This is a genomic window from Halorubrum aquaticum, from assembly GCF_900113615.1.
In the GTDB taxonomy this organism is placed as follows: domain Archaea; phylum Halobacteriota; class Halobacteria; order Halobacteriales; family Haloferacaceae; genus Halorubrum; species Halorubrum aquaticum.
On record NZ_FOPZ01000001.1, the window covers coordinates 43,883 to 63,194 of the forward strand.

Genomic DNA, 19,312 nt, shown 5'->3' on the forward strand with positions numbered 1-19,312 from the left:
CCCGAGGATCGCTTTCGTCCCGAGGATCGCTTTCGTCTCGAGGATCGCTTTCGTCTCGAGGGTCTCGACGGCGCGTATCCCGGAGGGCTCGGTGGGTTCACGTCCCGCGTGTCGGGCCGCGGATCCGTCTTCCGCGGCGTCGAGGTTTATTAGTCTTCGCCGTGACGTGGCTCACGCATCATGGAGCTCACTTGGCACGGCCACTCGACGTGGCACGTCGTCGTCGACGAGACCGAACTACTGATCGACCCGCACTTCGACAACCCGAAGACGGACGTCGACCCCGAGGAGCTCGACCCGGACTACCTCCTCTTGACGCACGGACACACCGACCACATCTCCGACGCGGACCGGTACGAGGGAGCGACGGTGGTCGCCACCCCGGAGCTGACGGGATACGTTCAGGACACCTTCGGCCACGAGGACGCCGTCGGCGGCATGGGGATGAACATCGGCGGCACCGTCGAGTGCGGCGACGCGTGGGTGACGATGGTGCGCGCGGACCACTCGAACGGGATCGACACCGGATACGGCACGTCCGCGGGGATGCCCGCCGGCTTCGTGATCGGCGACAAGAAGCCGACCCAGGAGTCGGACCCCGATTGTACGACGTTCTATCACGCCGGCGACACCGGCCTCATGTCCGAAATGGTCGACGTGATCGCGCCGTACCTCGAGCCCGACGCGGCCGCGCTGCCCGCCGGCGACCACTTCACGATGGGGCCCGCCGGGGCCGGCATCGCCGCCGACTGGGTGGGCGCCGACGTGGTGTTCCCGATGCACTACGACACCTTCCCGCCGATCGAGATCGACACCCGCGAGTTCGTCAACGAGGTGAAGGCGGCCGGCGCGGCCGCCGAGCCCGTGGTCCTGGAGGGTGACGAGACCTACACGCTCGAGCCCTGAAGCCGGGAGGATCCGATCCCGAAACGGATCGTATAGGAACCTTTAGGCCGGCGCGAGCCCACCTCGGAGACGACATGTCCGACATCGAGACCACCACCGTCTGTGAGGAGGGCTACGCGTGTACGAGCCAGGTCGGCGACTTCGACCTTCAGATCGACGCGACCGACGAGACCGGTCCGAACCCGAACGCCGCGCTCGTCGCGACGTACGCCTCCTGTTTCATCCCGGCGTTCCGCGTGGGCGGCAGCCAGCGCGGCGAGGACGAGCTCGGCAAGGTCCAGATCGACGCGAGCGCGGAGCTCGACGACGACGACGACCTCGCGTCGATCGCCTTCGACCTCCACGTCGAGGCCGACCTCGACGACGACACCGCCGCGGAGCTCGTCGAGCGCGGAGAGGACATCTGTCACGTCCACTCCGCGGTCCGCGAGGAGCTCCAGGCCGACATCGCGGTCCACTCCGACGCGTTCTGAGGCGGACCGACTCCCGTCCAGACCGATCTCTTCGAGACCGTCCGACTCGCTCAGCGTCCGGTCAGTCGCCCGATCCGCCGCCCGGTCAGCCACTCGATCAGCCCGATCTACCGCCCGCGTAGTCGACGACGGCGCTCGAGGCGACGTAGCCGATGACGCCGACCACGACGGCGGCGGCGACCGCCACGCCGGGCTCGCGGGCGACGACGTACGCCGCGAGGAACGCGACCATCGCGACCGTGTTCGCACACAGGAGTCGCAGGGTCCGATAGCTCGGTTCGACGACCGACATGTCCGAGAGAACGGTCGACCGCGGGATAAATCCCGGACCGACGCCGACAGCGGCCGCCACGCGACGCGTCACGGTCGTCTCGCCCGGATCGTCCGCTCGTCCGCCCGGAGCCACACGTTTATGTGCGATATCGCGGCCACCGGGCGTATGCCATCGAACGGATACGACGCGGAGTCTCGCAGGGGAAGGAGCGAGAGGGACCCATCCGGTACCGGGGCGTCCGGCGATCGACCGGTGAGGGTTGCCGAGCGCGTGACCGGTGCGGTCGATGCGGTGGATGCGGTCGACCCGGTCGGTATCGCCGACCCGGACGGGGGCGGTCGGCACGGCTCCCGCAACCGCTCGGGTCTCGGTGCGTACGGCTCCGACCGCTGGGCACGCGTCCTCTCGACCGTCACGCCGGCCGCGATGGTCGCGGCCGTCGGGATCCGGATCGGATCGGCCGGTCGGCGGTTCGCGCCCGACGTGGCCGCACGCTTCGCCGGCGTCCCGATCGGCGTCGACGCCGCCGTCCTCTCGAGGGTCGCGGGGACCGTTCACGGTCTCTCGGTTCTCCTCGCCGTCGGCGTCGCCTGTGCGGTCGGCTGGCTCGTCCTGTCGGCGACGGTGCGTCTCGCCGCGGGCACGGTCCGATAGGGGGACCTCGGAAGTGAGCTCGAATCCCGCCGGAACGGCTTTGGATCCGGCGACGCAATCACGCCGCATGGTCGCGATGGAATCCGACTCCGAGCTCGAGCGCGGCGACGCGGCGCCCGAATTCGAGCTACCCGGAACCGACGGCGAGACGTACTCGATCGACTCCTTCGACGTGGACGCGCTGCTCGTGGTGTTCACCTGTAACCACTGTCCGTACGCGAAGGCGAAGTTCGGCCTCCTCAACGATCTGGCGGCCGAGTACGACGACCTCGCGGTGGTCGGGGTCAACCCGAACGACGCCGAGGAGTACCCCGGCGACTCCTTCGAAACCATGCGCGAGCGGGTCGCGGACGGCACGATCGCCTACGACGCGTACCTCCGCGACGGGACCGCCGAGGCCGCCGCGGCCTACGGCGCGGTGTGTACCCCCGACCCGTTCCTGTTCGGCCGCGAGGACGGCGAGTGGCGGCTCCGGTATCACGGTCGGGTCGACGACGCGTTGAACCCCGACGACGAGCCGACGGAGTTCTACATCCGCGACGCGGTCGACGCCGTCCTCGCCGGCGAGGAGGTCCCGCACCCGGACCGGCCCTCGCGGGGCTGTTCGATCAAGTGGCCCGGGGAGTGAGACGGGGTGGGAGGAGCGGGACGAGGCCCGGGGGGACCCCTCAGGCCCGACGCCCCCGCAACGCCGAGCGCCCGCCCAGCAGCGACAGAACCGCGCCGATCCCGACCGCGAGGAACGGGGCGTTCGACCGCTGCCTCCTGAGGAACGCGTCGCCCGGCGAGTCGGGCGTCACGTACGCCGTGACCGTCTCGCCGGCTTGGTACTCCTCGATCGCCTCGCTCGCGGCCGACCGCGTGTCGTACGACCGCTGAACCGACGCCGGATACACGCCGGTCGCGGTGTGGGTCTCTCCGCGGTAGGCGTACTCGTAGCGAACGAACGGGTAGTAGTCCACGTCCGGGCTCGATCCCGAACTCGTGGAGTCGACGTCGGTCTCGAGGACGGTCGCCTCGACGGATTCCGCGGTCTCGATCGCCTGTTGCTGCTGGAGGTAGTCGTACCCGCCGTAGCCGGCGATCGCCAGCCCGACGACGAGGAACAACAGGCCGCCGCGGACGGGGTCGACCTCCCGCCCGGCGACGGTGATGTCGGTGTCCGGGGACATGCCCGGCGCTCCGCCGTCTCGATCCAAAGGACTGTCGGAACTTCGCCGCGGCATGGGTTGAAATGGCTCCCGCCCGAAGGGACCGTATGGGAATGAAGGAGGACGGCGAGCCGGAACTCCACGAGATCGACCGGTTCGACCGCGGCGTGGGATGGATCGCGTACCCCGGCGAGACGATGGAGCGGGCGAGCCACGCGCTCGCGGTGCCGAACGAGGAGGGCGGTGACGACGACGTGTGGGTGATCGACCCGGTCGACGCGCCCGGCCTCGACGACCTGCTCGCGGAGTTCGGCTCGGTCGCGGGCGTCGTCGTCGGGCTCGACCGGCATAAGCGCGACTCCGGGACGCTCGCGACCCGCCACGACGTGCCCGTCTACGTCCCCGAGTGGATGACGGGCGTGGCCGACGGGATCGACGCCCCGGTACGCCGGTTCGGCGACCGGCTGGCCGACTCCGGCTTCGAGTCGATCCGGATCCGCGACTCCACGCTGCCGCCCTGGCAGGAGGTCGGCCTCTTCGACGGGGAGACGCTCGTGGTTCCCGAGTCGCTCGGCTCGTCGTCGTACTTCCGCGGCGACCGCGAGCGGCTCGGCGTCCATCCGATGCTCCGGCTCACTCCGCCGCGGACGGCGCTCTCCGGGCTCGACCCCGAACGCGTCCTCGTCGGCCACGGCGTGGGCGTCCTCGAGGACGCGGGCGCGGCGGTCGAGGACGCGCTCGCGGGGTCCCGACGGAAGGCCCCGGGACTCTACGCGAAGACCCTCCGGTCCGCGTTCGGGATCTGAGTGCCCCGTGATCAACGTCGCCCTCCCGTGATCCACGTCACTCGCGACCTGTTGACGGTGCTTCTCGACCGCGCCGCCGAGCGCGACCCGGCCGCGGTGAGCCTCCGGCTGTCGGCCACTCGAGCGGGGGAGTTCGAGACGGACCTCGGGTTGGACCCGGAGACGCCCGTGCTGACGCACTTCACGCTGGAGGGAGTCGGCGGGTCGGTGAACGCGGTGTTCGGCGTCGACCTCGGGACGCCGGCGGGCCGGGGCGGGGCGCGGTTCCTCTCGCACCCGACCGGTCGACTCGAGGTCTCGAAGACCGACGACCTCGCGGCGGTCGTCGTCGTCGCGGTCCCGCCGTACGACGACGACTCCGTCGCCGCGTTCGACCGCGCCGGCGACGGGATCGAGTTGGTCGTCCTCGACGCGACGCCGCCGACGGAGTCCGTCCCCGAGTGACCCCCCGCTCCGTCCCGAAAACCCGAGTTTAAAGGCGGCCGAGCGGTTACGACACGGCGATGGGAGCACGTCCACCAGGCGGCGGCGGGTCCGCGGAACCGGAGGCGATCGAGTTCGGCATCGCCGCGCTCGACGCCCGGCTGGAGGAGTCGGACCTCACGTTCCCCGCGACGAGCCGGGAGGTCCTCCGGGCGCTGGATCACCCGGAGATCCCCTACGACTCGAAGGGACGAACGATCGAGCTGGCGACGGCGCTGGACGAGGTCTCCCGGTCGGAGTTCGAGAACGAGACGGAGCTGCTCGACGCGTTGTATCCCGTCTTCGACGAGGCACGGCGGGGCGGTCGCGGCTTCCTCGGCGGGATCAGGGACGCGCTTCCCTTCTGAGCCCGATTCCCGCTCCGGGGCGTGGGCCGGTCTAGGTCGCCTGCTGTTCCGTCTCGACCTCCGGCTCGTCGGTGCCGGTCTCGAGCCGCTCGATGACGTCGTTGATGAGCACCACGTCGCCGACCGCGCGGACCCAGCGGTAGGGGACGATCACGCCGGTGTTGCCGTCGACGCGTCCGGCGAACAGCTCGTGGTTGAGTTCGGCGAGCGCCAGCCCGGTCACCGACTGCGTGTCGAGATCGAGCCGGACGTCCTCCACCTCGCCGACGAAGACGCCGTTGTTCGAGTACACCTCTCTGCCGACCAGCGACGTGATCTCCTCGGGAGCAGCGTTCATGTCAGATACGGTCACGAGCGCGCCTATTAAGCGTTCGTTGTCGAACGACGCCCGTCTGACGCGGGAGCCCGTTCGCCCCGCCCGAAGACCGGCTCGGGCCGGGAGAACCCGCGTCACGCCGGGAGGAGTCCGCATCAGGCCGGGAGGACCCGCGTCACGCCCGCGGTCTCGGCGACGACCCACGCGACGAAGAGCAGGTACGCGGCGAGCAGGGCGTACGCCTCGAGGGTCGTCAGGGCCAGATCCGTCCGGAGCGCCCCGAAGAGCAGGACCGTCGCGAGCGTGAGGACGGCGAACATCGGCACGGCCGTCGAGAAGTTCACCGGAACCGCTCCCACGAGGAGCACGCCGACCGGGATGACCACGAGCAGGTCGAAGGTGTTCGACCCGAGGACGTTTCCCAGACTGGTCGCGCTGTTGTCGTCCTTGGCGGAGCGGACGCTGACGAGCGTGTCCGGGAGGCTCGTCGCCGCCGCGATGATCGTCATGCCGGCGAGGAACTCGGGGATCCCGAAGGTGTGTCCGAGCGACTCGATCGCCGACACCATCGCCTCGACGCTCACGAGGATGACGAGCAGGCCGGCGGCGAGTCTCCCCCACTCGCGGGGGACGTCGACGTCCGCCCCGCCCGGTTCGGCCTCGTAGTCGCCGGTGTCCTGCCACTGAATGAACAGGTACAGCCCGTAGACGAAGAGCGGGATCACCGCGAGCGGGCGGGTGATCGATCCCACGAGTCCCGACCCGCCGGAGACCGGCTCGTAGATGACCGCGAGCGCGAAGGTGATGACGAGCACGGAGACCGCGAGCATGTAGAACTGCGCCTCCTTGTACACGATCGTCCGGCTCGAGTCGAGGTCGTCGTCGGTCGCGAGCGACGAGAGCGCGGGGACCACGAGGACGTTGAAGATCGCGGAGCCGACGATCGCGCCGACCCCCATGTCGAAGATCCCGGCGAGCGCGGTGACGACCACGCTCGCGAACTCGGGAAAGCTCGACCCGACCGCAACGACGACCGTTCCCTGAACGACCGGCGGGAGGCCGTAGTGCGTCGAGAGGCCCTCCGCCGCCTCCTCGAGCCACCCGCTGCCGAGCCAGATCAGTCCGCTCGCGGCGACGACCACGAGGACGTTCACGGCCACCGTGTCGGGGAGGACGCCTCCGAGGACCATCGTTTCCCGGAGCATCGGCGAGCGCGCCGATGAAACCACCGGTGTCGGCCGTCGGTCGCCGCGCCGGAGGAATTCGCCGTGCCGGAGGTGCTCGTGTCGGGGGAACTCGCCGACCCCGGGGGACTTTTGTCGATCCGAGCGCGAGGGAGTCGCATGGCAACACACTCGAGCGGGTCGGAACTCGACCCGCGGGACGGGGGGGACTTCGAGTACACCGGCGGGGAGGTCGAACGCCCCGACCTCGTCGACGCGCTCGACGGTCGGATCGACGGCGACGTGCGGTTCGACGACTACTCCCGTCGGCTGTACGCCACCGACGCGTCCGCCTACGAAGTGACGCCGATCGGCGTGGTCTTCCCGGAGTCGACGGCCGACGTGGCCGCGGTCCAGGAGTACTGCTTCGAGGAGGGGATCCCGGTGTTGCCGCGCGGCGGCGGCACCTCGCTCGCGGGCCAGACGGTGAACGAGGCGGTTGTCCTCGACTTCTCCAAGGCGATGGACTCGGTGATCGACGCCGACCCGGAGGCGCGCACCGCCCGCGTGGAGGCCGGCGCGTACGTCGGCGACCTCAACGCGGCGGTCGAGCCGCACGGCCTGAAGTTCGCGCCCGACCCCGCCTGGCGCGACAAGTCCGCGGTCGGCGGCGCGATCGGGAACAACTCCACCGGGTCACACTCGCTGAAGTACGGGAAGACCGACCACTACGTCGAGGAGCTGGAGGTCGTGCTCGCGGACGGGACGGTCGCCACCTTCGGCGACGAGCGGGTCGACGACCTCCGCGAGTCCGCCGACCCCGAGAGCGACGAGCTCCTCCCGCGGATCCACGCCGAGGTCGTCCGGATCCTCGACGAGGAGGCCGACGCGGTCGACGACCGGTTCCCGGAGATGAAACGCAACGTCTCCGGGTACAACCTCGACCGGCTCCTCGCCGAGTACCGCGGCGAGTACGGCGAGGAGGGCGTCGTCAACCTCGGCCGACTCATGGCGGGCAGCGAGGGGACGCTCGCGACGGTGACCGAGGCGACCGTCTCGCTCGTGGAGATCCCCGAGACGAAGGCGGTGGCGCTTCTCACCTACGGCGACCTCCTCGACGCGATGGAGGACGTCGCGCCGATCCTGGAACACGACCCCGCCGCCGTCGAGGTGATGGACGACGTGCTGCTCGGACTGGCGGCCGACACGCCCGAGTTCGCGGAGGTCGTCGGCATGCTCCCCGACGGAACCGACTCGGTCCTCCTCGTCGAGTTCTACGCCGAGAGCGACGAGGCGGGCCGGCGGAAGGTCGCGGACCTCGTCGCCGACCGCGTCGACGGCGCGGAGACCGTCGCCGACCCGCGTCCCGACGCCGCGGGGACGACCGCCCAGCCCAAACGGGCGCTGGCGGCCATGGAGGCACACGACCCCGACGAGCGCGACCGCTTCTGGAAGATGCGGAAGTCGGGGCTCCCGATCCTGCTGTCGCGGACCTCCGACGCCAAGCACATCTCCTTCATCGAGGACTGCGCGATCCCGCCCGAACACCTCCCCGAGTACACCCGCGAGTTCCAGGAGATCCTCGAGGACACGGGGACGTTCGCGACGTTCTACGCGCACGCCGGCCCGGGCGTGCTCCACGTCCGGCCGCTGATCGACACGAAGCAGGTCGACGACGTGGAGACGATGGTGGAGATCGCGGACCGCGTGACCGACGCGGTCGTCCGCCTCGGCGGCTCCGTCTCCGGCGAGCACGGGGACGGCCACGCGCGGACCCAGTGGAACCGGAAGCTGTACGGCGAGGACCTCTGGGAGGCGTTCCGCGACCTCAAGACCGCCTTCGACCCGGACTGGCTGCTCAACCCCGGCAACGTCTGCGGCGACTTCGACATGAGCGAGAACCTCCGGTTCGACGCCGACTACGAGTTCGACGCCGGCTTCGACGCCGCGATGCAGTGGGACAACGAGAACGGGATGCAGGGGATGGTCGAGCTCTGTCACGGCTGCGGCGGCTGTCGGGGGCCACAGGAGACGACCGGCGGCGTGATGTGTCCGACCTTCCGCGCCGCGGAGGAGGAGATCCAGTCGACGCGGGGCCGGGCGAACATGCTTCGCGGCGCGATGAACGGGGAACTGCCCGACGACCCCACCGACGACGAGTTCGTCACCGAAGTGATGGACCTCTGTGTGGGGTGTAAGGGCTGTAAGGTGGACTGTCCGAGCGGCGTCGACATGGCGAAGCTGAAAGCCGAGGTCGAACACGCCCACCACGAGGAACACGGTGCGGGCCTGCGGACGCGGCTGCTCGGGAAGTTCGAGTCGCTCGCGCCGCTCGGCTCCCGGTTCGCCCCGCTGTCGAACCTGCCGGGGAAGCTCCCCGGCGCGGGGGTCGTCCTCGAGAAGACGCTTGGCATCGCGAGCGAGCGCGACCTCCCGACGTTCCGCTCGGAGAGCCTGATCGACTGGTTCGAGGCCCGCGGCGGCGCGGGCGTCCCGCGCGAGGCGGCCGACCGCGACGTGTTGTTGTTCCCCGACGTGTACACCACTTACACGAACCCGGGCGCGGGGAAGGCCGCGGTGCGCGTGCTCGAGGCCGCGAACTGCCACGTGGAGATCCCGGACGTGAAGGGGAGCGGGCGGCCGCCCCACTCGAAGGGCCTCATCGACGAGTCGCGCGCGATCGCCAGCGACACCGTCGAGGCGGTCGCGCCCGACGTCGAGGCGGGCTGGGACGTGGTCGTCGTCGAGCCCACCGACGCGGTGATGCTCCAGTCGGACTACGCCGACCTGCTCGGCGGCGACGCGAGCGACGTCTCCGATGAGGCGGTCACGACGGTCGCCGAGGGGACCTTCGGCGTGATGGAGTACGTCGACGCGCTCCGGCTCGACGAGGCGCTCGCCTTCGACGCGCCCGGAGAGCGGCTCGCCTACCACGGCCACTGCCACCAGAAGGCGACGAAGAAGGACCACCACGCGGTGGGCGTGCTCCGGCGCGCCGGCTACGGCGTCGACCCGCTCGACACCACCTGCTGCGGGATGGCCGGCTCGTTCGGCTACGAGGCGGAACACTACTCCATGAGCAAGGCGATCGGCGAGGACCTCTTCGAGCAGGTCGAGGCGAGCGACGCCGACGCCGTCGTCGCACCCGGCGCGTCCTGTAGCACGCAGCTGAAGGAACGGGACGACGCGGCCGAGGAGCCTCCGCACCCGGTCGAGAAACTGGCGGCGGCGCTCGCCTGAGTCGCTCGACCGTTACCCGTCCGGATCGATCCGGTCGCGCACGCGCTCTCGACGCCGCGACAGGAGCGCGCGGATCCCCTTTCCCGGCCCGCCCTCGATCGGCCACCCCTTCGTCCGCCACGCCGGCGGCTCCGGCGTGAACGACGGACACGAGCCCGAACACTCCCGGTCGGTGGGACAGCGGTCCTTGGCCGTACAGTGCGGGACGAGCGCCCGGCCGGCGCGTCGGAGCTCGAAGTGGCGGCAGTCCGGCCGCATCGTGTCGTGATAGGAGCGCCACCCCTTGCCGTAGGCGCGCTCCGCGATCTCCAGCCGGCGGGTAACCGTCTCCGGGTCGCGTCCCTCCGACCCGCTCGGTTCGAGGTCGCTCGGGAGCCAGTCGACGGTCGCGGCATCCGCGTCGACGGCGGCCCTCTCGCCCCCGGCGTCGCCGTCGGCGAACGCCGTGGTCAGGATCCCCGCCTCGACCGGCATCGACCGGAGGAGCGCGGGCTCGACGCGGTCCCCGGTCGCCTCCGTCGCGAGCCAGACCTCGTCGGCGAGGGCGGTCTCGACGTCGTGAGCGAGCTGGTCGGCGAGGGCGTCCGCCGCCGACCGGTCGAGGTCGGGCTTGTTCTCGATCGCGACGATCCGATCGACCCAGTCCGGATACGGTCTGACGCGACGGATCTCGATCCGGTTACCCCGTCGGCGCTTCTCGATCACGTCCCGGCCCGCGGCGCGGTGGACCGCCTGCCGGACGTAGCGCCAGGGGTAGCCCGGGTCCGGGAGCGCGTCGCGGTACCACGCCCACTCCGCCGGGGCGTCCCGGACGACGTGGAGGAGGTCCGAGTCGAGAGCGCGGTCGCCGAAGGCCCGCCGCGCGGCGTACGCTTCCGGGTCGACCTCGATCACGACGGTGTCCCAGCGCCGCCGCTTCGTGCCGAGCTGTCGGGAGACGATCGCCGGACGCGGGTCGCCGTCGGGGTACCACGTCAGCTCGACGAACCGACAGACGAGCAGCTCGTAGCCGAACTCCGCGTCGGGGATCACGGGTGTCGGCGTGTGGCGGATGAGCCGATCGGTCCTGACCGCTCGGTCGGCGTCACCGTCCCGGCTCAGACGTAGCCGTCGTCGGCCTCCTCCTGTAGCTCGTCGAGGTACTCGTGGGCCTCCTCGAGGATCTCCCGCGGGCCGTCCTGGGTGATCGTGTTGATCGCCTGGTCGTAATCGCGCCACTGGAGGTCGCGGTGCTCCTTCGAGAGCTCCGCGCTCGCCTCGAACGATCGGGCGATGAACAGGTGGACCGTCTTGTGGATCGTCTTCCCTCCGGCCTCGAACACGTAGTCGTACTCACGACGGAAGCCGTCGATGAGGCGGAAATCGTCGATCCCGGCCTCCTCGGACACCTCCCGTATCGCCGTCTGCTGGAGCTCCTCGTCGCCTTCGATCCCGCCTTTGGGGAACTCCCAGTCCCCCGGTCGGCTCTTCAGGAGCAGGTACTCCCGTTCGCCGCGGGTATCGCGGAAGAGGATGGCTCCGGAACTGATCGCTTCGACCGTCATTAGCCTCAGGTAAGCAACCACCAGTAAAGAGGGTGTCGGAATTGCCGGTTCCGAGCCCCTTTCGAGCGCTCTCGGGCGATCTGCGCGGTTCCGTCGAAACCGGCCGATGACGGCCCCCGGTACCGTCCCCCAGTAGATGTGTTTTTACGCCTCGGGGGACCATTCACCCACGACCCCCAGCCATGACCTTCGTCACGAAACTCTCCTTCGCCTCCGGCGACCGCGACGTGCTCGCCGAGACCGTCCAGGAGCTCAAAGACACCCTCGAGCGGAAGGGCGCGGAGTGTAAGGGCCCGCACGCCTCACCCCCCGAGACGGTCCGCGTTCCACAGTACAAGCGTCTCCGCGCCGGCGACGAGTTCTCGCCGTGGCGCTACGACGTGTACAAACGGTCGATGGAGATCCACGGCGCGGACGACATCGCGCGCGACGTCGTCGGCCGCGACTTCCCGGACTCGATCCACGTCGAGGTCGAGGTCGACCGGAAGAAGCCGCTCGGGCACCGCCGCGACTGAGTCGCCGTCCGCGTGACCGGACGGACCGGACGGACTTCCATCGAAGGGGGAGACGCCGACCGCCACTCGACCTTTTAAGACATCCGGCGGCGATCGGGGCGTATGAGCGTCCAAACCGACGACGAGTACAGCGAGTTCCGACGCGACCTCCACCGCCACCCCGAGCCGGCCTGGTGTGAGTTCTACACCACCGCCCGGATCGTCGAGGCGCTCCGCGAGCGCGACCTCGACGCGATCCACGTCGGGCCCGACGCCCTCGACGAGGGCTCCCGCCGGAACGTCCCCGATTCTGACGAGCTGGCGAAGTGGGCCGACCGCGCCCGCGAGGCCGGCGCGGACCCAGAGGTCCTCGATCGACTCGAGGGCGGGTACACCGGCTGCGTCGCGGTCGCGGAGCGCGGCGACGGCCCGGTCGTCGGGCTCAGAGTCGACATCGACGGGCTGCCGATCCTCGAGTCCGACGAGGGCGACCACGAGCCGGTCGCGGAGGGGTTCCGTTCGGAGAACGAGGGGTACATGCACGCCTGCGGCCACGACTCGCACGCGACCATCGGCCTCGGCACCATCGACGCGGTCCTCGACTCCGACTTCTCGGGCACGCTCAAGGTGTTCTTCCAGCCCGGCGAGGAGAAGATCGTGGGCGGGAAGCCGATGGCCGAGTCCGGCCTCCTCGACGACGTGGAGTACTTCTACGCGGTCCACATCGGGTTGGACCACCCCTCGGGCGAGGTCGTGAGCGGCATCGACGGCTTCCTCGCGGTGAACCACTTCCTCGCCGAGTTCGAGGGCGAGCCCTCGCACGCGGGCGCCCGGCCCGAACAGGGGCGGAACACGGTTCAGGCGATGGCGGCGGCGATACAGAACCTCTACTCGATCCCGCGACACGCCGACGGCGCGACCCGCGTGAACGCCGGGCTCGTCGGCGGCGGCACGGCGACGAACATCATCCCCGAGGAGTCCCACATCGAGGGCGAGGTCCGCGGCGAGAGCACGGAACTCGCCGACTACATGTTCGACCACGCCGAGCGGATCCTCCACTCGGCGGCGGAGATGCACGACTGCGAGGTCGACGTCACCACGATGGGAGCCGCGCCGAGCGCGACCAGCGACGCGGCGCTCTCGGACGTCATCGGCGAGGTCGCTCGCGACGTGGAAGGCGTGACGAACGTGGTCGAGAGCGCCGACCTCGGCGGCAGCGAGGACGCCACGTTCATGATGGACCACGTTCAGGACCGCGGCGGACTCGCGTGCTACGTCGGCGTCGGCACCGACCACCCCGGCGGCCACCACACCTCGACGTTCGACGTCGTCGAGAGCGACATCGGGATCGGGATCGACGTGCTCTCGGCGGCGATCCGACGGGTCGCCGAGACCCGGCCCTGAGACCGTTCGAGACGAGGCGATCCGCTCCCGTTCCGCCGCTGATCCAGCCGGCAGGACCCTCGCTCGACGGTAGGTTTAGGCGGCCGCAGCCCCTCGTATGGGGCATGGAGGCCGTCCTCTGGTACGTCCTCACCGGAACCCGAGGCGGCCCGAATCGGGTCCGGATCCTGCGGGCGATAGACGAGCGTCCGCGAAACGCCAACCAGCTCGCCGAGCGGCTCGATCTGGACTACACCACGGTCCGACACCACCTCGGCGTGTTGCGCGATCACGACGTGGTCGAGCGCACCGGCGACGGCTACGGAACGGTGTACTACCCGACGGAGGGAACCCGAAACCACTGGGAGGTCGTCGAGGAGATCGCCGACGCCTCGCCGGTGTGACCGACGGGGAACGATCCACAGCGTCGGCGGTCGAGCGGCTCAGTACTTGGCCTCCGCGCCGGTCGTCTCGTAGATCCGGTCCATGATCGCGTCCCGCTCGCGCGTCCAGTTGGCCATCGCGGCGGGGCTCGTCGGGTACGACTCGTAGTGGGAGAGCAGCTCGTCCGCCAGCGACTTCGTCTGGTAGAAGTTCCGGATGGTTCCCCAGTAGCCGAAGCTCTTGACGGCGGCCTTCAGTTTCAGGCCGAACGACATCGAGGTGGAGCCCTCGTACAGCGCCTCCGCGAGCTTCTCGCCCGGAAGCGACGCGAGAAGCCCCATCAGGTCGTCGACGTCGACGGCGGTCGAGAGGACGTTGTACACGTCGAGTCCGGCGTAGCGCCCGCCGAAGTGGTCCATCACGCGCGTGTTGTACCGCCAGAGGTTCTCCTCGCTCACGTCGCCGTCGGAGACGGCCTTGACCGCCTGCTCGCCCGCGTACTTCCCGGCGTAGGCCGCGCCCGCGATCCCGCCGCCCGTCGTCGGGTTCACGTGGCCGGCGGCGTCGCCGACGGCCATGTAGCCGGGCGCGACCGCCGAGTCGTACGGTCGTCGCGTCGGCAGCGCGGCTCCGAGCTTGTCTCGCACCTCCGCGCCCTCGAACTCGGGACGGTTCCGGAGGTCGCGTTTCAGCGCCTCGACGAGCTGCATCGGCTCCTCGTTCATCTGGAAGCCCAGCCCGGCGTTGATCTCCGTCGCCGTCCGCGGGAAGTACCAGAGGTATCCCGCGGCGCGGTCGGTCGCCTTGAACACGAGCGCGTCGTCCCACTCGACGGGTTCGGGGACCTCGACGATCTCGCGGTAGGCCGAACAGAACTGCGAGTATCGGACGTTCGTGTCGAAGGTGGTCTCCTCGAAGTCGGCCTTGTCCTGAAGCAGCGACAGCGACCCGGCGCCGTCGATGACGAGGTCGCCCTCGTACGTGACCGGGTCGCCCTTGCGTTTGGCCCGCAGGCCCGTGACCCGCCCGTCGTCGGTCTGGACCACGTCGTTGATGACGGTGTCGTAGTGGAAGTCGACGCCGGCGTCCTCCGCACCTGCGATGATCCGACGGCCGTACTCCCAGCGGTCGATGACGGCGAGCTCGCCCGGGACGGGGATCTCGAGGACCGTGTCCTCCTGTGGGATCTCGAACCGTCCGTGGTCGACACCGGTGTTCGTGAACGCCGGTTCGAGCCGTTCCTTCGGGATGGCCTCCGGGAAGGCGTCGGCGCCCTTCAGCGCGTCGCCGCAGGCGATGTGGCCCGCCTCCTCCTCGTCCTTTCGCTCGACGATGACGACGTCGAGCCCCTCGTTCGCGATCGTCGCGGCGGCGTAACAGCCGGCGGTGCCCGCGCCCGCCACGACGACGTCGTACTCGTCGATGCTCATTACCGTGTCGTCTCCCGCCGCCGGCAAAACTCTTTGTTCCCGTTTCGGTCGTGAAGGCAACGACGGAATGGGCGAGGAAACCGCCCCTCCGTCCCGGGTAGCTACTCCTCGGTCTCGTAGTGGTCGCCGGCGGCCGCGGGGATCCGGGTCCGCCCGACCAACGCGAGCACCACGATCACGACGACGTACGGGATCGTCTGGACCAACGTGTCGGGGATCGCGTACCCGAGCTGTTGGAGCCGGATCTGGGTCGCGTCGAGCCCCGCGAACAGCACGCCGGCCCCGAGCGTCCCGAGGGGGTTGTAGTTGCCGAACAGGTACGCGACGATGGCGATGAACCCCTTCCCCTGGACCATCGTCTCGCCGGAGCCGACGAACTGCCCGATCGAGAGCGCGAGCGCCGAGCCGCCGACGCCGGAGAGGACCCCCGAGAGCAACACGCCCGCGTACCGGACGCGGGAGACCGAGACGCCCACCGTGTCGAGCGCCTTCGGGTTCTCGCCGGACGCCTGGAGGTGCTTCCCGAAGGCGGTCCGGTTCAGCGTCCACCAGGAGGCGACGGTCGCGACGAGGACCATGACCGCGGAGTACCGCCACCCAACGCTCGCGCCGAGGTTCGGCGTGTTGACGCCGCCGAAGAAGACGGTCGACATGAACGGCGCGAGCCCCAAGGCGATCAGCCACACCGCCAGCCCGGCGATGATCTGGTCCGCCTTGAACTCGATACAGACGACGCCGAAGACGCCGGCGAGAAGCGTCGAGGCGACGATCCCGGCGAGGAAGCCGATCCAGATCGCCGGAACGCCGAGGACCGCGTTCCCGATCCCGATCACCGACGCGATGTAGACGGAGGCGAACGCCGAGATGATGAGGAGTCCCTCCAGTCCGATGTTGATCACGCCCGACTTCTCGGCGAAGATGCCGCCGAGCCCGGCGAGCACGATGGGCGCGGCGAGCCGCGCCGTCGACGCGGCGGTGCCCGTCGAGAAGACGATGCCCGCGAGGTCGCCGGCGACCGACCCCGGGAACAGGAGCCCGAGCAGCCCCAGAACCCCCAGAGTCCCGACGACCCCGACGACGAGCGAGCGCACGTACTCGTCGTCGATCAGGTCGTCGAGAAGCGGGACGGGGACGTCCGCGAGCGGGTTACGCATCGAGCTCACCCCCGTCGACCGCGGCGGCGCTGCCGGTCCCGTCGCCGGCAGTCCCCTTCGTGTCCGTCCCGTCGTCGGCCCCCTCGCTCCCGTCGTCGTTCCCGGTCGTTCCCGGGCCTCCCGGCCCGTCCGAGCCCAGCCCGGCGTATCGTCCGGCCATCCGGAAGAACTCCGGCATGGCCACGAAGAGGATGATCAGCCCGCGCAACACGCCGACGAGCTCGGTCGGCACGTCGGTCCGGAACCCGATCTCGAGTGCGCCCCCCTTCAGGATGCCGAACAGGAACGCGGCGGGTAACACGCCGAGCGGGTTGTTCCCCGCCAGGATCGAGACGGTGATCCCGTCGAAGCCGAGGTCGGGAACCGACTCGATCCACCGGCCCTCGGACATCAGCACCCACACCGCGCCGCCGACGCCGCCGAGCGCGCCCGAGAGCGTCATCGCGCGCACGGTCGTCAGTTTCGCGTTCACGCCGCCGTACTCCGCGGCGGCCGCCTGTACCCCGCTCGTGCGCAGGTCGTAGCCGAACGGCGTGTGCTCGACGAGGTAGTAGAGCCCGCCGATGGCTCCGACGCCGACGAGCAGCGCGAGCAGCGCGAAGTCGCTGGAGTCCGGGAACAGCCACGGCGAGAACTGCGCGTACTCGGGGACGTACCGCGTCGCGACGACGGAGGACCCCTCCGCGCGGAACACCTCCAACACCAGCACGTACGCGACGTTCGCGGCGACGAAGTTGAGCATGATCGTCGTGATCACCTCGTTGGCGTCGGCATACGCCTTCAACGCGCCGGGTATCGCGCCCCAGAGTCCGCCGCCGACCGCGCCGGCGAGGGTCCCGACGGCGACGATGACGACCCCGGAGATCGGTCCCGCCGGGAGCAGCGGTGCGAGCGCGAGCACCGTCAGCGCGGTCGCGAGCGCGCCGACGACGAGCTGGCCCTGCGTCCCGATGTTGAAGAGGCCGGCCCGGAACGCGACCGCGACCGAGAGCCCGGTGAATATCAGAAGCGTCGTCTCCGAGAGGGTGAGCCCCAGAGAGAGGTTGAACGGCGTCCACGACGGGTTGAAGATCCCCGGCTCGCCGACCGCGAACGGGTAGCCGAGCGCCCCGTTGAACAACACGACGTACACCTCGAAGGGGTCATAACAGAACCCCAAGCCGGTGACCGGCATCGTCCAGGCGGCGGTGCTACACTCGGCGATCCGCCCCGAGACGAGCACGATGGCGAAGCCGACGGCGATCGACAACAGGATCGCCGCGATGCTGATGAGGATCCGCTCGGCGACGCTGCGGTCGACGAACGGTTCGATCACGCGACGAGCGGCCGCCGGAAGCCGTCCACCGTCGCGTCGGCTCACGCGTCCACCCCTCCGTCCGCGGCGGTCTCACGGTCCGAACCGGCCCCGCCGTCGCCCCCGTCCGCACCGCCACCGCCGAGTCCGTCGTCGACCGAGTCGTGGATCGCCGCCCCCGAGACCGTCTCGTCGGCGAGCGTCTCCCCGGCCATCAGCAGGCCGATCTCCTCTTCGGTCACCGTGGCGGGGTCGACGACGCCGGAGAACTCGCCCTCGTGGATCACGGCGAGCCGGTCGGAGAGGCCCTGGACCTCGTCGAGCTTCGAGGAGACGAGCAGTATCGCCTTCCCCTCGGCACGCAGTTCGAGGAGACGCTCGTGGAGGAACTCCGTGGAGCCGATGTCGACGCCGCGGGTCGGGTGGGTCGCGACGACGAGGTCCGGGTTCCGCTCGAACTCCCGGCCCACGATGAACTTCTGCTGGTTGCCCCCGGAGAAGGACTCCGCGTCCGCGTCGGGGTTCGGCGGCCGAACGTCGTACGCCTCGATCACCGACTCGGCGTGTTCCGTCGACGCGTTCCAGTCGATCCGTCCGCCGGAGGCGAACGGCGGGTCGTGCTGGCTCCCCAAGATCCCGTTTTGAACCAGGTCGTAGGACATCACCAACCCCTTCTCGTGGCGGTCCTCCGGGACGAACGCCATGCCTCGGTCGATGTGTTCCCGACGGGTCGCGCCGGCCATCGACTCGCCGAGGTACTCGATCGACCCCGACGTCGGCTTCCGCATCCCCGTGATCGCCTCGACGAGCTGTGACTGTCCGTTCCCGTCGACGCCGGCGATCCCGAGCACCTCGCCCGCGCGGAGCTCGAAGGAGATCCCCGAGACCGCCTCGACGCCGCGGTCGTCCTCGACACGGAGGTCCGTCACGCCGAGCACGCGGTCGCCGGGCTCCTGCGGCGTCGTCGCCGGCTCCATCAGCACCTCGCGGCCGACCATCATCTCCGCGAGCTCCTCGCGGGTCACGTCTCCCGAGGCGACGGTGCCGACGTTGACGCCGTTGCGCAGGACCGTGATCTCGTCGGCGGCCGAGAGCGCCTCGCCGAGCTTGTGCGAGATGAAGATTATCGTCTTGCCCTGGTCTGTCAGCTCCTCGAAGACGCCGTACAGCTCCTCGACTTCCTGGGGGGTCAACACCGCGGTCGGCTCGTCCATGATCAGGACCTCCGCGCCCCGGTACAGCGCCTTCAGGATCTCGACGCGCTGTTGTTCGCCCACCGAGACGTCCGCGATGGTCGCGTCGGGGTCGACGTCGAAGCCGTAGCGCTCGCTCAGTTCGACCACCGCCTCGCGGGCGGCCTCCTCGTCGACGCGGAGTCCGCCCCACGTCCGCGGCTCGTTGCCCAAGACGACGTTCTCCCACACCGTCATGGGGTCGACGAGCATGAAGTGCTGGTGGATCATGCCGATCCCGGCGTCGATCGCGTCGCGCGGGGACGCGAACGAGCGCGGTTCGCCGTCGACGACGACCGTTCCCTCCGTCGGGCGGTAGAGGCCGTACAACACGTTCATCAGCGTGGTCTTGCCGGCCCCGTTCTCGCCGAGTAAGGCGTGGACGCTCCCCCGCTCTATCGCGAGGTCCACGTCGTCGTTGGCGACGACCCCGGGGAACCGCTTCGTGATACCGTCAAGGTGGACCGCCGGGTTCATTCACCCGTATCTCCGTGTGCGAGGCAAAAAGACCGCGGGTTCGTCTCCGAACCGGTCGTACGTCGCCGACACACGTACCGTTATCCATCCGGCAGCCGAGGCCGCCG

21 protein-coding genes are annotated in these 19,312 nt (G+C 69.9%); 11 read left to right on the forward strand and 10 right to left on the reverse strand.

The window, feature by feature from the left end:
* Window positions 1-180 precede the first annotated feature (180 nt).
* Both F3H10_RS00205 and F3H10_RS00210 read left to right on the forward strand, forming a co-directional pair.
* The gene (locus F3H10_RS00205; RefSeq protein WP_149782849.1) at window positions 181-906 is read left to right on the forward strand and encodes a metal-dependent hydrolase; all 726 of its coding nucleotides are present in this window, start codon (window positions 181-183) and stop codon (window positions 904-906) included.
* Between the two features lie 74 nt (window positions 907-980).
* On the forward strand, window positions 981-1,379 hold the full coding sequence (locus F3H10_RS00210) for an OsmC family protein (RefSeq protein WP_149782850.1): 399 nt from the start codon (window positions 981-983) through the stop codon (window positions 1,377-1,379).
* 97 nt (window positions 1,380-1,476) lie between these two features.
* On the opposite strand, the gene F3H10_RS00215 is transcribed toward F3H10_RS00210, so the two are convergent.
* Window positions 1,477-1,671: a hypothetical protein gene (locus F3H10_RS00215; protein ID WP_149782851.1), complete on the reverse strand. Its 195-nt coding sequence runs from the start codon at window positions 1,669-1,671 to the stop codon at window positions 1,477-1,479.
* Between the two features lie 147 nt (window positions 1,672-1,818).
* Between F3H10_RS00215 and F3H10_RS00220 the strand changes: the two genes are divergently transcribed.
* On the forward strand, window positions 1,819-2,307 hold the full coding sequence (locus tag F3H10_RS00220; protein ID WP_149782852.1) for a hypothetical protein: 489 nt from the start codon (window positions 1,819-1,821) through the stop codon (window positions 2,305-2,307).
* 67 nt (window positions 2,308-2,374) lie between these two features.
* Complete coding sequence (locus tag F3H10_RS00225; protein ID WP_149782853.1) at window positions 2,375-2,935, forward strand: thioredoxin family protein; 561 nt, start codon at window positions 2,375-2,377, stop codon at window positions 2,933-2,935.
* Window positions 2,936-2,975: 40 nt separating this feature from the next.
* On the opposite strand, the gene F3H10_RS00230 is transcribed toward F3H10_RS00225, so the two are convergent.
* Window positions 2,976-3,479, reverse strand: coding sequence for a DUF3592 domain-containing protein (locus F3H10_RS00230; RefSeq protein ID WP_149782854.1), 504 nt, complete (start codon window positions 3,477-3,479; stop codon window positions 2,976-2,978).
* A 92-nt stretch (window positions 3,480-3,571) separates the two neighbouring features.
* On the opposite strand from F3H10_RS00230, the gene F3H10_RS00235 reads away from it, so the two are divergent.
* Genes F3H10_RS00235 through F3H10_RS00245 form a run of 3 tightly spaced genes read left to right on the forward strand, consistent with a single transcriptional unit; the run spans window position 3,572 to window position 5,094 of the window.
* Window positions 3,572-4,264: a hypothetical protein gene (locus tag F3H10_RS00235; RefSeq protein ID WP_149783171.1), complete on the forward strand. Its 693-nt coding sequence runs from the start codon at window positions 3,572-3,574 to the stop codon at window positions 4,262-4,264.
* A gap of 27 nt (window positions 4,265-4,291) precedes the next feature.
* Window positions 4,292-4,708, forward strand: a complete 417-nt coding sequence (locus tag F3H10_RS00240) for an MPN domain-containing protein (RefSeq protein WP_149782855.1) — start codon at window positions 4,292-4,294, stop codon at window positions 4,706-4,708.
* A gap of 59 nt (window positions 4,709-4,767) precedes the next feature.
* Window positions 4,768-5,094: a DUF5789 family protein gene (locus F3H10_RS00245; RefSeq protein ID WP_149782856.1), complete on the forward strand. Its 327-nt coding sequence runs from the start codon at window positions 4,768-4,770 to the stop codon at window positions 5,092-5,094.
* A gap of 31 nt (window positions 5,095-5,125) precedes the next feature.
* On the opposite strand, the gene F3H10_RS00250 is transcribed toward F3H10_RS00245, so the two are convergent.
* Window positions 5,126-5,431 (reverse strand): PRC-barrel domain-containing protein, encoded by a 306-nt coding sequence (locus F3H10_RS00250; RefSeq protein ID WP_149782857.1) that lies wholly within the window; start codon window positions 5,429-5,431, stop codon window positions 5,126-5,128.
* Between the two features lie 134 nt (window positions 5,432-5,565).
* Window positions 5,566-6,600, reverse strand: a complete 1,035-nt coding sequence (locus F3H10_RS00255) for a sodium:calcium antiporter (protein WP_149782858.1) — start codon at window positions 6,598-6,600, stop codon at window positions 5,566-5,568.
* Between the two features lie 153 nt (window positions 6,601-6,753).
* Here F3H10_RS00255 and F3H10_RS00260 point away from each other — a divergent pair, with 153 nt between their 5' ends.
* Window positions 6,754-9,813: an FAD-binding and (Fe-S)-binding domain-containing protein gene (locus F3H10_RS00260; protein WP_149782859.1), complete on the forward strand. Its 3,060-nt coding sequence runs from the start codon at window positions 6,754-6,756 to the stop codon at window positions 9,811-9,813.
* 12 nt (window positions 9,814-9,825) lie between these two features.
* On the opposite strand, the gene F3H10_RS00265 is transcribed toward F3H10_RS00260, so the two are convergent.
* Both F3H10_RS00265 and F3H10_RS00270 read right to left on the reverse strand, forming a co-directional pair.
* Window positions 9,826-10,845, reverse strand: coding sequence for a DUF5787 family protein (locus F3H10_RS00265; protein WP_149782860.1), 1,020 nt, complete (start codon window positions 10,843-10,845; stop codon window positions 9,826-9,828).
* Between the two features lie 65 nt (window positions 10,846-10,910).
* The gene (locus F3H10_RS00270) at window positions 10,911-11,357 is read right to left on the reverse strand and encodes a bis(5'-nucleosyl)-tetraphosphatase (protein ID WP_149782861.1); all 447 of its coding nucleotides are present in this window, start codon (window positions 11,355-11,357) and stop codon (window positions 10,911-10,913) included.
* A gap of 182 nt (window positions 11,358-11,539) precedes the next feature.
* Between F3H10_RS00270 and F3H10_RS00275 the strand changes: the two genes are divergently transcribed.
* The 3 genes from F3H10_RS00275 to F3H10_RS00285 all read left to right on the forward strand — a co-directional run bounded on the left by F3H10_RS00275 (window position 11,540) and on the right by F3H10_RS00285 (window position 13,638).
* Window positions 11,540-11,872, forward strand: a complete 333-nt coding sequence (locus tag F3H10_RS00275) for an uS10/mL48 family ribosomal protein (RefSeq protein ID WP_149782862.1) — start codon at window positions 11,540-11,542, stop codon at window positions 11,870-11,872.
* Window positions 11,873-11,974: 102 nt separating this feature from the next.
* The gene (locus F3H10_RS00280; RefSeq protein ID WP_149782863.1) at window positions 11,975-13,255 is read left to right on the forward strand and encodes an amidohydrolase; all 1,281 of its coding nucleotides are present in this window, start codon (window positions 11,975-11,977) and stop codon (window positions 13,253-13,255) included.
* A gap of 104 nt (window positions 13,256-13,359) precedes the next feature.
* Window positions 13,360-13,638, forward strand: coding sequence for a winged helix-turn-helix domain-containing protein (locus F3H10_RS00285; protein ID WP_149782864.1), 279 nt, complete (start codon window positions 13,360-13,362; stop codon window positions 13,636-13,638).
* 39 nt (window positions 13,639-13,677) lie between these two features.
* Here F3H10_RS00285 and F3H10_RS00290 read toward each other — a convergent pair whose 3' ends face one another.
* From F3H10_RS00290 to F3H10_RS00305, 4 genes are all read right to left on the reverse strand, one after another.
* The gene (locus F3H10_RS00290; protein WP_149782865.1) at window positions 13,678-15,048 is read right to left on the reverse strand and encodes a geranylgeranyl reductase family protein; all 1,371 of its coding nucleotides are present in this window, start codon (window positions 15,046-15,048) and stop codon (window positions 13,678-13,680) included.
* Between the two features lie 101 nt (window positions 15,049-15,149).
* Window positions 15,150-16,202, reverse strand: a complete 1,053-nt coding sequence (locus tag F3H10_RS00295; protein ID WP_149782866.1) for an ABC transporter permease — start codon at window positions 16,200-16,202, stop codon at window positions 15,150-15,152.
* Entirely contained in the window at window positions 16,195-17,562 is a 1,368-nt protein-coding gene (locus F3H10_RS00300) for an ABC transporter permease (protein WP_149782867.1), read from the reverse strand. The genes F3H10_RS00295 and F3H10_RS00300 overlap by 8 nt, the downstream gene beginning before the upstream one ends.
* The gene (locus F3H10_RS00305; RefSeq protein ID WP_149782868.1) at window positions 17,559-19,205 is read right to left on the reverse strand and encodes an ABC transporter ATP-binding protein; all 1,647 of its coding nucleotides are present in this window, start codon (window positions 19,203-19,205) and stop codon (window positions 17,559-17,561) included. Before F3H10_RS00305 ends, F3H10_RS00300 begins: the two co-directional genes overlap by 4 nt.
* Between the last annotated feature and the right edge of the window lie 107 nt (window positions 19,206-19,312).

Bases quoted from the DNA above. Each gene is read 5' to 3' on its own strand.
- F3H10_RS00235 (WP_149783171.1), top strand. From the start codon at position 3,572: ATGAAGGAGGACGGCGAGCCGGAACTCCACGAGATCGACCGGTTCGAC.
- F3H10_RS00230 (WP_149782854.1), bottom strand. From the start codon at position 3,479: ATGTCCCCGGACACCGACATCACCGTCGCCGGGCGGGAGGTCGACCCC.
- F3H10_RS00260 (WP_149782859.1), top strand. From the start codon at position 6,754: ATGGCAACACACTCGAGCGGGTCGGAACTCGACCCGCGGGACGGGGGG.
- F3H10_RS00245 (WP_149782856.1), top strand. From the start codon at position 4,768: ATGGGAGCACGTCCACCAGGCGGCGGCGGGTCCGCGGAACCGGAGGCG.
- F3H10_RS00225 (WP_149782853.1), top strand. From the start codon at position 2,375: ATGGTCGCGATGGAATCCGACTCCGAGCTCGAGCGCGGCGACGCGGCG.
- F3H10_RS00295 (WP_149782866.1), bottom strand. From the start codon at position 16,202: ATGCGTAACCCGCTCGCGGACGTCCCCGTCCCGCTTCTCGACGACCTG.
- F3H10_RS00250 (WP_149782857.1), bottom strand. From the start codon at position 5,431: ATGAACGCTGCTCCCGAGGAGATCACGTCGCTGGTCGGCAGAGAGGTG.
- F3H10_RS00290 (WP_149782865.1), bottom strand. From the start codon at position 15,048: ATGAGCATCGACGAGTACGACGTCGTCGTGGCGGGCGCGGGCACCGCC.
- F3H10_RS00220 (WP_149782852.1), top strand. From the start codon at position 1,819: ATGCCATCGAACGGATACGACGCGGAGTCTCGCAGGGGAAGGAGCGAG.
- F3H10_RS00275 (WP_149782862.1), top strand. From the start codon at position 11,540: ATGACCTTCGTCACGAAACTCTCCTTCGCCTCCGGCGACCGCGACGTG.
- F3H10_RS00215 (WP_149782851.1), bottom strand. From the start codon at position 1,671: ATGTCGGTCGTCGAACCGAGCTATCGGACCCTGCGACTCCTGTGTGCG.
- F3H10_RS00270 (WP_149782861.1), bottom strand. From the start codon at position 11,357: ATGACGGTCGAAGCGATCAGTTCCGGAGCCATCCTCTTCCGCGATACC.
- F3H10_RS00210 (WP_149782850.1), top strand. From the start codon at position 981: ATGTCCGACATCGAGACCACCACCGTCTGTGAGGAGGGCTACGCGTGT.
- F3H10_RS00285 (WP_149782864.1), top strand. From the start codon at position 13,360: ATGGAGGCCGTCCTCTGGTACGTCCTCACCGGAACCCGAGGCGGCCCG.
- F3H10_RS00305 (WP_149782868.1), bottom strand. From the start codon at position 19,205: ATGAACCCGGCGGTCCACCTTGACGGTATCACGAAGCGGTTCCCCGGG.
- F3H10_RS00280 (WP_149782863.1), top strand. From the start codon at position 11,975: ATGAGCGTCCAAACCGACGACGAGTACAGCGAGTTCCGACGCGACCTC.
- F3H10_RS00255 (WP_149782858.1), bottom strand. From the start codon at position 6,600: ATGGTCCTCGGAGGCGTCCTCCCCGACACGGTGGCCGTGAACGTCCTC.
- F3H10_RS00205 (WP_149782849.1), top strand. From the start codon at position 181: ATGGAGCTCACTTGGCACGGCCACTCGACGTGGCACGTCGTCGTCGAC.